The 13,180-nt window shown below is 71.2% G+C and carries 12 protein-coding genes; 4 read left to right on the top strand and 8 right to left on the bottom strand.

Going from position 1 to position 13,180, the window contains the following annotated elements:
- Nucleotides 1-69 precede the first annotated feature (69 nt).
- On the bottom strand, nucleotides 70-681 hold the full coding sequence (locus ACQBAT_RS01645; RefSeq protein ID WP_420748428.1) for a TrmH family RNA methyltransferase: 612 nt from the start codon (nucleotides 679-681) through the stop codon (nucleotides 70-72).
- The gene (locus ACQBAT_RS01640) at nucleotides 678-1,316 is read right to left on the bottom strand and encodes a DedA family protein (protein ID WP_420748427.1); all 639 of its coding nucleotides are present in this window, start codon (nucleotides 1,314-1,316) and stop codon (nucleotides 678-680) included. The genes ACQBAT_RS01645 and ACQBAT_RS01640 overlap by 4 nt, the downstream gene beginning before the upstream one ends.
- A 162-nt stretch (nucleotides 1,317-1,478) precedes the next feature.
- Here ACQBAT_RS01640 and ACQBAT_RS01635 point away from each other — a divergent pair, with 162 nt between their 5' ends.
- Together ACQBAT_RS01635 and ACQBAT_RS01630 are read left to right on the top strand one after the other, a co-directional pair.
- On the top strand, nucleotides 1,479-3,704 hold the full coding sequence (locus ACQBAT_RS01635) for a hypothetical protein (RefSeq protein ID WP_420748426.1): 2,226 nt from the start codon (nucleotides 1,479-1,481) through the stop codon (nucleotides 3,702-3,704).
- A 754-nt stretch (nucleotides 3,705-4,458) separates the two neighbouring features.
- Nucleotides 4,459-5,982 carry an NlpC/P60 family protein gene (locus ACQBAT_RS01630; RefSeq protein ID WP_420748425.1) on the top strand — a complete coding sequence of 508 codons (1,524 nt, stop codon included), beginning with the start codon at nucleotides 4,459-4,461 and terminating at the stop codon, nucleotides 5,980-5,982.
- A gap of 165 nt (nucleotides 5,983-6,147) precedes the next feature.
- Here ACQBAT_RS01630 and pyrE read toward each other — a convergent pair whose 3' ends face one another.
- The 3 genes from pyrE to ACQBAT_RS01615 are packed head-to-tail and all read right to left on the bottom strand — an operon-like array spanning nucleotide 6,148 to nucleotide 8,333.
- Entirely contained in the window at nucleotides 6,148-6,693 is a 546-nt protein-coding gene (gene pyrE, locus ACQBAT_RS01625) for an orotate phosphoribosyltransferase (RefSeq protein WP_420748424.1), read from the bottom strand.
- A gap of 16 nt (nucleotides 6,694-6,709) precedes the next feature.
- Nucleotides 6,710-7,492: an SDR family NAD(P)-dependent oxidoreductase gene (locus tag ACQBAT_RS01620; protein ID WP_420748423.1), complete on the bottom strand. Its 783-nt coding sequence runs from the start codon at nucleotides 7,490-7,492 to the stop codon at nucleotides 6,710-6,712.
- Between the two features lie 37 nt (nucleotides 7,493-7,529).
- Complete coding sequence (locus tag ACQBAT_RS01615; RefSeq protein ID WP_420748422.1) at nucleotides 7,530-8,333, bottom strand: deoxyribonuclease IV; 804 nt, start codon at nucleotides 8,331-8,333, stop codon at nucleotides 7,530-7,532.
- A 190-nt stretch (nucleotides 8,334-8,523) separates the two neighbouring features.
- Here ACQBAT_RS01615 and ACQBAT_RS01610 point away from each other — a divergent pair, with 190 nt between their 5' ends.
- On the top strand, nucleotides 8,524-8,949 hold the full coding sequence (locus tag ACQBAT_RS01610) for a hypothetical protein (RefSeq protein ID WP_420748421.1): 426 nt from the start codon (nucleotides 8,524-8,526) through the stop codon (nucleotides 8,947-8,949).
- A 9-nt stretch (nucleotides 8,950-8,958) separates the two neighbouring features.
- Here the strand turns inward: ACQBAT_RS01610 and aztD are convergent, their stop codons facing one another.
- A complete protein-coding gene (gene aztD, locus ACQBAT_RS01605; RefSeq protein WP_420748420.1) occupies nucleotides 8,959-10,458 on the bottom strand; it encodes a zinc metallochaperone AztD in 1,500 nt (499 codons plus the stop codon).
- 115 nt (nucleotides 10,459-10,573) lie between these two features.
- Here aztD and ACQBAT_RS01600 point away from each other — a divergent pair, with 115 nt between their 5' ends.
- Nucleotides 10,574-11,386: an exodeoxyribonuclease III gene (locus tag ACQBAT_RS01600; protein ID WP_420748419.1), complete on the top strand. Its 813-nt coding sequence runs from the start codon at nucleotides 10,574-10,576 to the stop codon at nucleotides 11,384-11,386.
- Here ACQBAT_RS01600 and ACQBAT_RS01595 read toward each other — a convergent pair.
- Nucleotides 11,370-12,587 carry an MFS transporter gene (locus ACQBAT_RS01595; protein ID WP_420748418.1) on the bottom strand — a complete coding sequence of 406 codons (1,218 nt, stop codon included), beginning with the start codon at nucleotides 12,585-12,587 and terminating at the stop codon, nucleotides 11,370-11,372. The genes ACQBAT_RS01600 and ACQBAT_RS01595 overlap by 17 nt on opposite strands.
- Nucleotides 12,584-13,165 carry an HhH-GPD-type base excision DNA repair protein gene (locus tag ACQBAT_RS01590; protein WP_420748417.1) on the bottom strand — a complete coding sequence of 194 codons (582 nt, stop codon included), beginning with the start codon at nucleotides 13,163-13,165 and terminating at the stop codon, nucleotides 12,584-12,586. The genes ACQBAT_RS01595 and ACQBAT_RS01590 overlap by 4 nt, the downstream gene beginning before the upstream one ends.
- Between the last annotated feature and the right edge of the window lie 15 nt (nucleotides 13,166-13,180).

The following is a 13,180-nucleotide window of genomic DNA, read 5'->3' as shown; positions in this document are numbered from 1 at the left end:
TGCACGAGGCCATCCTCTCAGGAGCAGGTAGGAGGTCTCGGGCGCGGGTGGGCGCGGTGTGGGCGCAGCTCAGGCGTGCTGGAGGGCCCAGTGGTACATCACGATCGCGGCCGCTGCTCCGGCGTTCATCGATCGGGTCGAACCGTGCTGGGTGATGGCGAGGACGTCCGCGCAGGCCTCGATCGCCCCTGGCGTCAGACCCGGCCCCTCCTGACCGAGCAGGAGTATGCAGTGGCGAGGGACGGCATACCCCTCCAGTGGGCGGGAGCCCGGGACGTTGTCGACGCCGAGGATCGGCAGCTCGCGCTCGGCCGCCCAGTCGGCGAGGTGGGCGACGTCAGGGTGGTGGTGCTCGTGCTGGTAGCGGTCGGTGACCATCGCGCCGCGCCGGTTCCACCGTCGACGACCCACGATGTGGAAGGCGGCGGCGTTGAAGGCATTGGCAGTCCGGATCACCGAGCCGATGTTGAAGTCGTGCTCCCAGTTCTCGACCGCGACGTGGAAGCCGTGGCGGCGGGTGTCCAGCTCGGCGACGATCGCCTCGTGCCTCCAGTAGCGGTAGGGGTCCAGGACGTTGCGCCGGTCCCCCTCGCGCAGGAGCTCGGGGTCGAGGTGGTCCGGGAGCTGGCCGTCGGGTCCTACCGGCCACGGTCCTTCCCAGGGGCCGACCCCAACGCTCATCGGGCGGCGCGCCGGCGGCGCAGGTCCAGGACTCGGCGGACGATCCACCAGATCACGGCGACAGCGACCACGACGATCACGATGCGCTGCAGGGTGCCGGCGTAGGTCTCGACCAGATGCCAGCGCTCACCGAGTTGGTAGCCAGCGACGACGAAGACGGTGTTCCAGATCACACTGCCGGCGAGCGTGAGGCCGGTGAAGATCGCCAGCGGCATCCGTTCGATGCCGGCCGGGATCGAGATGAGCGAGCGGAAGATCGGGATCATCCGCCCGAAGAAGACCGCCTTGCGGCCGTGGCGGGCGAACCACAACTCGGTGCGGTCCAGGTCGTTCATGTTGACCAGCGGTAGGCGACCCCAGACGGCGCGGAAGCGGTCGCGGCCGAACACCGCGCCGAGCGCATAGAGAAGCAGTGCGCCCACGACCGAACCAGCCGTGGTCCAGGCGATGGCGCCCGGGAGGCTGAAGGTGCCCTGGCTGGCGGTGAACCCGGCCAGCGGCAGGATGATCTCGCTCGGCAGGGGTGGGAAGAGGTTCTCCAGGGCGATGAGTGCGCCGGCGCCGGGGCCGCCCAGTCGCTCCATGAGATCGACGGACCACCCGGCGATGCCGGTCAGGTCGGTAGTGCTGCTCACCCGTGGTGCTCCTTGCTGTCGTCGGCGCCGATTCTCCCACCCAACGCGCCTGGCTCCGCTATCCGTGGCCCGATCTGCGGTTTCCCATTACGGTGGACACAGCGCCGCATCACCTGCGGAGGCCTCAACGACGCGGCCAGACCGGTCGCCCTAGGAGGAATCGTGAACGACACGACCCGGTGGATCATGATCGCCCTGTTGGCCCTGCTGATCGGGGCCGTGACCTTCATGCTGCTCCGCTCACCCGGCAAGGACCGGGACGGCGACGGCCGCGTGGACGACCGCGACCGCGACGCGGTGGGTTCCGGTGGCGCCGCGGGTGCGGTTGACCCCCACCGCGAGGCCCGCCCCGAGCGCGGCGTGTACGACCAGACGGCTGACGACCCCGTGGCCGCGGACGGCGTGGGCCGCGCGGACGGCGTGGGCCGCGCGGACGGCGGTGCTCACGACGCGCGTCTGCACGATGAGGGTGCGGTGCGGGACGGACAGCTGCACGACGGGCAGGTGCACGACGGTCAGGTGCACGACGGACAGCTGCACGACGAGCAGGTCCATGACGCTCAGGTTCGCGACGAGGCTCGTGCCCATGACGGCGCAGGGGCTCATGACGCCCAGGTGCACGGCGACGGGGCTTATGACGACCGGGCTCATGACGACCGGGGTCATGACGACCGGGGTCATGACGAGCCGGCTGCTCACGACGCACAGCACGACGAGTTCGACGACGAGACTCGCTCCCGGATGGACCAGGCTGCCCAGATCGGCGCGATGGGCGCTGTAGGTGCGGGTGCTGGTGCTGGTGCTGCCGCTGTGGATCACTCCGGCGCGGCTGCCTCGGACGAGGACTACGCGGGCGAGGACTACGCCGGCGCAGACTACGCGGGCGCGGACCAGGCGGCTGCCGACGAGGCCCACGCCTACGACGCCCAGGGCCATGACGCCCAGGCCCATGACGGCCATACTCAGGACAGCCAGGCCCATGAGGGCTATGCGCAGGACACCCAGGCCCATGACGGTCACGCGCAGGACAGCCAGGCCGACGACGAGGGCTGGCGCCAGGCGGCCTCCATCGGGGCCATGGGCGCGGCCGGTGGAGCCGCTGCGGCTGGTGGTGCGCACGCCACCTCCGACGACCAGCACGACGCTGGGCACCAGGAAACGCACGAGCAGCGGCAGGATCTGCACGGCGACGCTCAGGCGGACGCTGTTCAGGATGTCCACCCGCTGACCGACGAGGACATCGACCACGGCGGTCGGACCGAGCCGCTGGGCGCCGAGCACGGTGCTGACGATCAGCACCGCGCTGATGACCAGCACCGGGCTGATGAGCAGTACCGAGCCGATGACCAGCACCGCGCCGAGGATGGCACCCGCACCGACGACCAGTACCGTGCCGCCGACGAGCCGTTGACGGCCGACGAGGTCATGAGCCACCACGAGGGTGGCGGCGCGACCGATGCCGAGGCTGCAAGGCAGACCGACGCCGATCACGGTCACAGCAGCCGTGACCACGACCACGGCCACCGCTACGAGGACCGGGTCGAGGATGACCGCCGTTACCGTGACGACTCCGGCGACACCTACGCCGCGCAGGACGGTGACGCCCATCGCCTTGAGGCCGACCAGCAGACGGGCCACGGCTACGACGAGTCCCGCGCGGGCGATCACGATGCCGGGTATGCCGCGGGCGGCGCAGCGGCGGCCGGAGCTTCCGCGGCCGGAGCTGCGCACGCCGGTGACACCCGACGCGATGACAGTTGGGACCAGGGCACGGGCCGCGCTGACGCACGCCAGGGCCAGGGTGATGACGCTCCGCAGAGCGAGGGCTACGCAGCGCCCCAGCGTGGTGAGCGTGGCGAGGACCATGGCCACCAGCAGGACCTGACCCACGACGGTCGGGGAGATGGTCGCCACGAGGACGGCCAGTTCCGCGAAGGTGGCCACCAGAACGCCCGCTACGACGAGCGCCACGAGGGTCACCAGGACGCCCGCTACGACGAGCGCCACGAGGGTCACCAGGACCTCCGCCACGACGACCGCTCCGATGGCGACCGCCGTGACGGCTGGGCCGAGGGCGACCGTCAGGACGGCTGGGCCGAGGGCGACCGTCAGGACGGCTGGACCGAAGGCCAGGCCCAGGACGGCCAGAGCGCGCAAGGTTCGGCCCAGCCCACCTTCGCCGAGTCCGCCTACGGCGCCGGGTCCGCTGAGCCCCTAGAGGACGGCAGCGGCCCGGAGGGTTGGGGAGTGAAGGGCAACGCTGGGTCGATGCTCTTCCACACCCCGGACTCCCCGTCCTACGACGCCGTGCGCGCAGAGGTCTGGTTCGAGAGCGAGGACGCCGCCCGCAACGCTGGCTTCGCACACTGGGACCGCCGCCGCCGCTGATCGGCCTCCTGCCGGCTAGTCCGGCGAGGGACACCTGGGCCCCTGCTCCGACCACACGGTCGGAGCGGGGGCTCTTCCTCGTTCAGCCGGACCTGATGTGCAGATTCGGCTGTGCACAATCCGCGCCCAGGCACCCGACACGCAACACCACATCTGAACAGTGCAAGACACGCCGGGGAGGCGGAGGGGCGGCCGGGGAGGCGGATGTACCCGAGGGGCGCCCGCGGGAGGCGGAGGCACCCGAGGGGCGCCCGCGGGAGGCGGAGGCACCCGAGGGGCGCCCGCGGGAGGCGGAGGCACCCGAGGGGCGGCGGGGAGACGGAGGGAGACAGAGGAAGACAGAGGGAGACGGCGGGGGGCGAAGGCACCCGAGGGGCGGAGGGAGAGAGGGAGAGAGAGCACAAGGGGGAGACGAAGAGGACCCGGAGAGGCGTTCACAGGGTTGTCACAGGCGCCTCGCAGAACATCGTTCTTCACAGCCGTCTCGCGCCACGAGTGACGGGCGAAACGGATGTGAAATCCCAGAAAACCGCAGGTCAACGAATCACAACGATGTGATATTCGGGGTGACCTGCGGCGATGCTCCTGGCCTGTGACCAACATCACGAAGTTACGTGCTTGTAGTTCCCGCTGAAACCGCACTCATCCCACGGGGTGGGGGTTGCGCCCCCGTCGGGGAAGGGGGTTCACTGCTCTTGCTCAGGTCCCTGCTGAGCGGTCCTGTCCCCTGAACGTGATTGATGGAAAGTCCCCCATGCCAACACGCACGCGCAGCCTGTCCAAGACCCTGATCGCGGTCACCGCAGCTTCAGCTCCGGTCCTGGTCCTGGCCCCCTCGGCTCAGGCCGCTCCAGCCACCCCGCAGCTCCCCCGTTCCCCCCTTGGGGCTCAGCCGGTGCTGCCCGCCACCCCGGTGGCGACGACCCCGGTCGCGACCACCCCGGTGGCCACCAACCCGGTCGCGACCACCCCGGTGAGGACCAACCCGATCTCCACCCGCCGGATCCTGCCGACCCCCTCCACGAGCCAGCTGACGATGTGGGTCAACGTCCCGCAGGGCGTCAACGTCCGCAGCCAGCCCTCCAACTCGGGCAGCATCGTCGGTGGCCACTCGATGGGCACCCGTCTCACCGGCACCATGACCAGCAACGGCTGGCTGCGCACCGGTGAGAATCGGTTCGTCGCGGCCAACAACCTCACCACCACCGACCCCTCGGGCGGCGGCGGCGGGGGCGGCGGGGGCGGCGGCCAGACCGTCACTCAGGTGGTCACCGCTGACATCGGCAATGTGCGCTCGGGCCCCGGCCTGAACCACCGCGTCGTGGGCACCCTGACCCGCGGCACCCAGGTGAGCGGCAGTTGGGTCAACGGCTGGCTGGACATGGGTAACGGCCGGTTCATGAGCGGCACCATCCTGACCAACAGCTCCACCCCCGCCCCGTCCCCGAGCCCCGCCCCTGCCCCCACCCCGGACCCCGGCGCCACGACGGTGGAACGCTGGGTGAGCGTCCCGGTGGCGAACGTCCGCTCCGGGCCCTCCACGTCATACAACGTCGTCGGGACCCGGACCGCCGGCACGTCCGTGAGCGGCCAGCTGACCTCCAACGGGTGGCTGCGCATCTCCAGCACCCAGTTCATGGCCCCGAGCGTGCTGACCGACGTCAACCCCGGCTCCGGCGGTGGCGGCGGTGCCCAGGAGGTCACCCGCTACGTCTCGGCCGCGGTCGCCAACGTCCGATCCGGCCCCTCGACCTCGCACAGCGTCGTCGGCACCCGCACCGGCGGCACCGAGGTCCGCGGAACCATCCACAGCAGCGGCTGGCTGCAGATGGCCAACAACCAGTTCATGTCCCCGGGCGTGCTCACCACGACCGCTCCGGCCCCCACCCCGGCCCCCGCGCCGGCACCGGTGCCCACCCCGCCGCAGGACACCAGCCCGCTGCGCCAGGCCATCCTGGACACCGCGGCGCAGTACGTCGGCTACCCCTACGTCCTCTACGGGACGCCTCCGAACGCCTTCGACTGCTCGTCCTACACCTGGTACGTCTACCAGCAGAACGGCATCAACATCCCCCGCACGGTGCGCGACCAGAAGGCCATGGTCACCCCCGTCACCGACCCGCAGCCGGGCGACCTGATCTTCTACGACGACTTCTACCACGTCGGGATCTACGCCGGGGCCGGGATGACCTACGAGGCCCTCAACCCCAATGCTGGCGTCCGCTTCGGCGCCCCCGTCAGCAGCCGGATCTGGTTCGGTCGCGTCCCCGGGATGTGATCCGCGGGTGGGCCGGCGGCCCGCCAGAGACACGACTGGACCCCTGCGACCGGGGAAGGCGCAGGGGTCCAGTCGTGTCCGGAGAAGGAGTGGGCAAGCGCCGGGTCAGCCCGGGTCCAGTGCCCAGCGGCGGCCAGTCACGGGAGGGAGTGGCCTGGCGCCTGGTCAGCCCAGGCCGAGATCGCCGAGGGTGTATGCCGCCCGGTAGTCGACGCCGGACTCCCTCACCTTCTCCTCGGCTCCGCTCGCGCGGTCCGCGATGACGGCGACGGCCACCACGTCGGCCCCGGCCTCGCGACAGGCGGCGAGCGCGGTGAGCGGGGATCCGCCGGTGGTCGAGGTGTCTTCGACGACCAGCACGCGGCGACCGGCGATGTCGGGCCCCTCGATCCGGCGCTGCAGCCCGTGCGCCTTCTCGGCCTTGCGGACCACGAAGGCATCCAGCTGCTGGCCGCGGCGGTGGGCGGCGTGCAGCATCGCGGTGGCGACGGGGTCGGCGCCCATCGTGAGCCCCCCGACGGCCTCGACCTCAAGGTCGGCGACCAGGTCCAGCATCACCTCGCCGACCAGGGGCGCGGCCTCTCCGTCCAGGGTGATCCGGCGCAGGTCGACGTAGTAGTCCGCCTCCTTGCCGGAGGACAGGGTGACCCGGCCGTGCACCACGGCCCGGTCCTTGATCAGCTCGAGCAGTCGGTCACGGACCTTCGTCATGACACCCGAGCGTAGTTCAGCGCTGGTCCAGCGGGCGGCGACGGGTCGCCAGCGAGCCCGCGACCCGGCGCACCGCCCCGCGCGGCGCGACCCGCAACAACCCCACGAGCCCCTTGTATGTCGTGGACGGCACCGAGACGACCTTGCCGGCTGCGACGGCGGCGAGCGACTCTCGCACGACGCTGGGCGCGTCCAGCCAGAGCGCCTCGGGCAGGCGGGACATGTTCATCTCCGCCCGCTGGTGGAACTCGGTATGCACGAAGCCCGGGCAGACCGCCGTCACGCTCACGCCGTGCGGCGCCAGCTCGTTGGCCAGGGCCTCGGAGAAGACGGTGACATAGGACTTGATCGCCGAGTAGTGGCCCATCACCGCGAAGGAGGCCACCGAAGAGACATTGAGGATCGCGCCCCTCCCCCGCTCGCGCATGCCGCCAGCGGCCGCGTGGCTGAGCACCATCACGGCTCGCACCATGAGGTCCAGCGCCCGCTCCTCCTCCTCGAGGTCGTTGCGGACAAAGCCGCGGCGGGAACCGAACCCGGCGTTGTTGACCAGCAGGTCCACCGCTCGCCCCTGGTCGGCCAACCGGTCGGCGACTCGCTGCAGCTCAGCGCGGTCGGCGAGGTCTGCGGGGAGAACCTCCACCCGATGGCCGTGGGCGGCCCTCAGCTCCTCGGCGAGCGCGGCCAACCGACCCTCGTCCCTGGCCACCAGCACGAGGTCGTGACCGCGCGCGGCCAGCTGGACGGCGTACTCCTTGCCCAGGCCCGACGAGGCCCCGGTGATCAGCGCGACTCCCATGCCGTTCACTGTAGGCCGGGCTCGCGAGAACCCCTGATCAGAGCCGCTCTCGCAGCCAGGCCAGGTCCGCCTCGTGCAGGTCGGCGCCCGGCGTCTCCAGGAGCACCGGCGCGCCAGCCGCACGCAGCACATCCGCCAGCTCGTCCTGCGGGATCTGGCCATCACCCAACGGCGCGTGCCGGTCGGCCCCGGACCCGGCCGCGTCGCGCGAGTTGTTGGCGTGCACCAGGTCGATCCGGCCGGTGATCGAGCGCACCTGCTCCACCACCTCGCCCAGCTCGATCCCGCCCGCCCAGGCGTGGCAGGTGTCCAGGCAGAAGCCGACCATGTCCGCGCCGTCGGCCTGCTGGATCGCCTCCCAGGTCCGCCCGATCCGGTCCAGGTGGCGGGCCATTGCGTTGTCGCCGCCGGCAGTGTTCTCCAGCAGGAGCGGGATGGTCAGGTCGGTCGCCTCGATCGCCTTACGCCAGTTGTCGAAGCCCTTGGCGGGATCGTCGTCGTCCCCGACGTGGCCGCCGTGCACGATCAGCCCCTTGGCCCCGATCTCGGTCGCCGCCGTCATGTGCTGCTGAAGCAGTTTGCGGGACGGGATCCTGATCCGGTTGTTGGTGGTGGCGACGTTGATCATGTACGGCGCGTGCACATAGAGGTCGACCCCCGCCTCCTGCGCCGCCGCCCGCAGTCCCTCCGCGCCACCCTCGTGGTGCACCACGGGTCCCTTGTAGCTCTGCGGGTCGCCGAGGAAGAACTGCACCATCGTGATCCCCCGCGCCTGCGCCTCGGCGATCGGGTCGGTCTGGTCGACGTGGGCGCCGAGGGTCAGGCTGGGGTGGCTGCTCATGCTGTCATCGTAGGCAGGCCCTCCGACAGACATCCGCCCGCGCACAGGACGAGGCCAACGTGCGCCGAGCCCGACTCAGACCAGACAAGGTTGCTCACGGAATGCAACGCAATTGCCGTGCATTCCGTGAGCAACCTTGCTTGGCGGCGGAGATGAGCAGACTGTCCTCCCCGCGCCCTACCCTTCCCGTATGCCGATCCCCACCTTCACCCTGCACCTCACCGTCGAGGGCGCGCCGGCTCAGGTGTGGGAGCGGCTGTGGGACCTGGACCGGCACACTGCGGCGATCCCGCTGACGGAAACCACCAGCACCAGTGGCCCGCTCGGCGCCGGGGCCACCTTTGTCGCCCGCACCGGCCTGGGCACACTGGGTTTCGATGACCGGATGGTGGTGCGGAGGTGGGAGCCACCCCGGCACGCCGTCATCGAGAAGGTCGGTCGGATCCTCACCGGCCGGATCGAGGTCACCCTCGACCCAGCCGGTCCGGACCGCACAGAACTGCGCTGGCGCCAGAGGTATGGCGTGTCCCACCTGCCCGACCGGCTCGCCGGACTGGCTCGGCCGGCTGTGGCGGCGGCATACCGGGGGGCATTGCGCAGGATCACCCGCGCCTGAGGTGAGGGATCAGTGGTCGTGGCCCTCGTGGTCCTCGTGGTCCTCGTGGTCGTGGTCGTCGTGGTCGTCGTGGTCCTCGTGCCCTTCGTGGCCCTCGTGACCTGACCCGGCACCGTGCCCGCTGTCCGCGACACGGCCGTCGACGCCGGTGAGTTCGTTGGGGACTTCGGGCAGCTGGACGCTGTCGATCACCGCCATCGTGTCGAGGTCCAGGATGTGCAGTTCACGCGTGGCGGGCTCGGTGACGTAACCGAACTGACCGAGCACGAAGAGCGTCGGGCGCGGCTGCTGCCATTCCGCCGGCTCCTCCCACTCCTCGACCACCGGGATCTGCTGGGCGACCTCGCCGGACTCGACGTCGATCACGTGCAGCGACCCGTCCGTCCCCAGCACGAGGCCTTCCCCCTGCGGGCCGCGGGCGAGTGAGCGGAAGGTGTAGGAGGTACCGAGGTCGACCAGCTGGAGCTCGCCAGTGCGGGTGTCGGTGAGGCTGACCCGCTCGGGGCGCTCGAGGTCGGCGTCCTCGTCGACCTTGTAGTCGCCGAGCACGATCGGGCTGAGCGGGGTGCCGGCCTGGTTGCCGATGCGGCCGTAGTCGTCAGGCGAGTTGACCTTGCTGAAGTCTCCGTCGCGATAGACCACCAGCCCGTCCTGGCAGCCCAGGACGACGACATCATCAGCGGCGACAGCCTCGCCGTGCACGCCCGGGCATTCCTCGGTCCGGGCAGTCTCCTGCCCGTCCGCGTCGACGACCCGGGCGCCGGTCCGCTCCTCGCTCGTCCCGACGGTCTCGAGCAGCGAGCCATCCTCGAGCAGCAGCGCCACCCCGTGGTGCGCTTCCGGCACCTCGTGGCTGCGCTCGATCGTGATCTGGCCAGCGGAGGCGTCCAGGGTGGTCGGGTCGATGAGGTCGACGCGGCCAGCACCGTCGAAGTACAGAGCGGTCCGGCCGCCGTGCGGGACGACGTGCCCGGGCTTCTCGCCGTCCAGGGTGAGATCCGTCAGGCTCGGGGTGGTGGTGTAGCTGTGGTCGTGGTTGCCGTGCGGCTCGCTCCAGGTGCCAGCATCCAACAGACGCAGGCTGTCCCCCTCGGTGACGAACAGGTGCCGGCCGTCACCCGCTGGGTTGAGCCGGACGAAGCCCTCCAGCGGAGCCTGGGTGAGCACGTCGAGGCTCATCGCGTCGATCACCATGACGCCGCCGTCGTAGGAGACCGCCAGCCGCGGGGCAGGGCCAGCCGCCTCGCGGACCACCGCGTCGGGCACCGGCTCGGAGGCCTGCGCCGCCTCTGAGTCCTGCCCGCCGCCGTCGCTGGTCGCCTCCTCAACGCCCGCCTGCACCTCTTCCCCCTGCGTGGTTGCCGTGCCGCGCCCAGCAGCGCCGGTGTCGCCGTCCCCACTGGTGCCATTGCTGGAGCCCGTCTGGGCACAACTGGCCAGGACCAGCGCGGAGAGGGAGAGGAGGGCGAGGGAGGTGGTCGGGCGTCGGTGTGCTGTGCGTCGGTTCATTATGATGAGAATCATTATCATTTTGATTCTCGAAGTCAAGACGGACGCCTCCCCCATGCCTCGGGGCCGGATGTGCGCCGCCTAGGTGCCTGCCGAGCCCGCATAGGGTGGTGGCGTGCGCCTCGCCACCTTCAACTGCAACTCCATCCGGACCCGGGTCGACCGGGTGATCGCGCTGCTCGAGCGGCACGAGATCGACGTCCTCGCGCTGCAGGAGACCAAGTGCAAGGACGAGCAGTTCCCGCTGTTGCCCTTCGAACTGGCGGGATATGAGGTCGCGCACCACGGGCTGTCGCAGTGGAATGGCGTGGCGGTCGTGAGCCGGGTCGGGCTGGAGGAGGTCGAGATCGGTTTCCCGGGGCAACCGGGCTGGGGTGAGCCGGCCGCCGCCGAGGCCCGGGCGATCGGCGCGACGTGCGGCGGGGTGCGGGCGTGGAGCCTCTACATCCCCAACGGGCGCTCCTTGGAGGACCCGCACCTGGTCTACAAGCTGGACTGGTTGGCGGCGCTGCGCGCGGCGGGCGAGGGCTGGCTCGCGGCCGACCCGCAGGCGCAGATCGCGCTGATGGGCGACTGGAATATCGCGCCGCGGGACGAGGACGTCTGGTCGGTGGAGTACTACCAGGGCCGCACGCACACCAGCCCGCGGGAGCGCGCCGCCTTCGACGCGGTCGTCGACGCGGGCTTCGCCGATGTCGTGCGGCCGCACACGGAGGGACCCGGGGTCTACACGTACTGGGACTACACCCAGCTCGCCTTCCCCAAGCGGCGCGGCATGCGGATCGACTTCGCGCTCGCCTCACCGGCGCTGGCCGAGCGGGTCGAGGGGGCGTTCATCGACCGGGAGGAGCGCAAGGGCAAGGGGGCCTCGGACCACGCGCCGGTGGTCGTGCAGCTCACGGGCGACGGAGTCATCGAGGCGAGCTGATGGCCCGCCGCGCCCCACCCAGCGCCAACGGCACGGTGAGGGCGCAGAGGACGGCGGCAAGCGCCATACCGGACCCAAATCCGGCGCCCACGGCGACGGCTCCGACCAGCAGCGAACCGATCGCGGTGCCGGCGTCGAAACCGGCATTCCAGACCGCGCTCGCAGCGCCCACGCGGCGCGGACCAGCCGCGGCAAAGGCCTGGAGCATGGTGAGATTCTGCAGCGCCCCGTAGCTCACGCCGACCAGCGCGCACACCGCGACCCAGGGCCACACCTCGGCCGGGGTGACCGGGTCGCGGACGAGGAGCGCGAACAGCGACAGCGCGACCACGACGAGCACTACGAACGGCCACACGAGCCGGTCCACGCCCACCCGGTCGGCGATCGCGCCGATCCGCCAGCGCACGATCGTCGAGCACAGCCCCATCGCGAACAACCCGGCGAGCGAGAGCCACGGCACCGCGACCAGCTGCGGGGCGAAGGTGATGATCGCCCCGCCCGCGAGCGTGACGGCGAGCAGGACGAGGGTCGGGGGCAGGAGGCGCAGGTATGTCGTCGCCCCAGCCGGCGCGTCCGTCACCTGGGCGCGGTCCTCTGGTCGCTGGGTGGCGCGCTCGGGAAGGTGGCGGGCGATCGCCAGGCAGGCCGGGATGCCCAGGAGCGGGAGCGCGCCGACCGCGAAGACCGGCCAGAAGCCCCAGGTGTCGGCGATCCAGCCGCCGGAGGGCATGAGCAGGATGTTGGGGAAGGAGAGCGCGAGCGAGTAGGCACCGACCGCGGCGCCCCGGCGGGCGGGCTCAACGAGCAGGACCGCGGCCGCGCTCGCGGCGACGGTGAGGATGCCGAAACCGACACCGCGGACGGCGGAGAGCGCGAGGGTGGGGGCGAGTGCAGGGGTGAGGCCGTGGAGCAGCGAGGGCACGCCCAGCAGCACCATGCCGGCCGAGAGCACGACGCCCCAGCCGAGGCGGCGGATCAGCCAGGGGACGGCGAACTGGGTGGCGACGGTCGCGGCGAGCAGGACGAAGTTGACCGCCCCCGCTCCGGCGGTGTCGGCGCCGCCCTCGCGGACGACCCAGAGCGGGGCGGCGGGCAGGAGCGCGGCATACCCGGAGAAGCCGGTGAAGGCGAGGATCGCGAGCGCGAGCATGCCGGGCTCGGCCCAGACGCTGCGCTGCTGGGTGGGGGCGGGAGTGCTCACCCCTTGGCTGCCTTGGCGGCAGCCTTCTTCTCCTTCTTGTAGGCGCGGACCTTGGTCAGCGAGTCGGCACTGGTGACGTCGGCGATCGACATGTGCACGCCGTCCTTGCCGTAGTCGCCGGCCGCCGTGCGCCAACCGTCCGCGTCCAGGCCGCGCTGCTTGCCGAGCAGGGCGAGGAAGATCTTGGCCTTCTGGTCCCCGAACCCGGGCAGCGCCTTGAGCCGCTTGAGGACCTCCTTGCCGTCCGGGTCACCCTCGGTCCAGATCCGCTCGGTGTCCCCGTCCCAGTCCTCCACGACGGCGGCGGCGAGGTCGTGCACGCGCTGGCCCATGGACGAGGGGAAGCGGTGGACGGCCGGGGTGGCCGCGCACAGGGCGATGAACTCCTCGGGGTCGGTCTGGGCGATCGTCGCCGGGTCGATGGAGCCGAGTCGCTCCTGGATCTTGCGCGGGCCGTCGAAGGCGACCTCCATCGGGATCTGCTGGTCCAGCAGCATGCCGGTCAGCAGGGCGAAGGGGTGCTCGGTCAGGATCCGGTCGGCCTCGGGGTCGCCGACGAGGTGCAGCGTCTCGGTCATGGGTTCAGGGTATGC

Source organism: Ornithinimicrobium pulveris, assembly GCF_050261105.1.
Classification (GTDB): Bacteria; Actinomycetota; Actinomycetes; order Actinomycetales; family Dermatophilaceae; genus Ornithinicoccus.
Note: the sequence above shows the minus strand (reverse complement) of the source record. Positions and strands in the feature narration are given on the sequence as shown.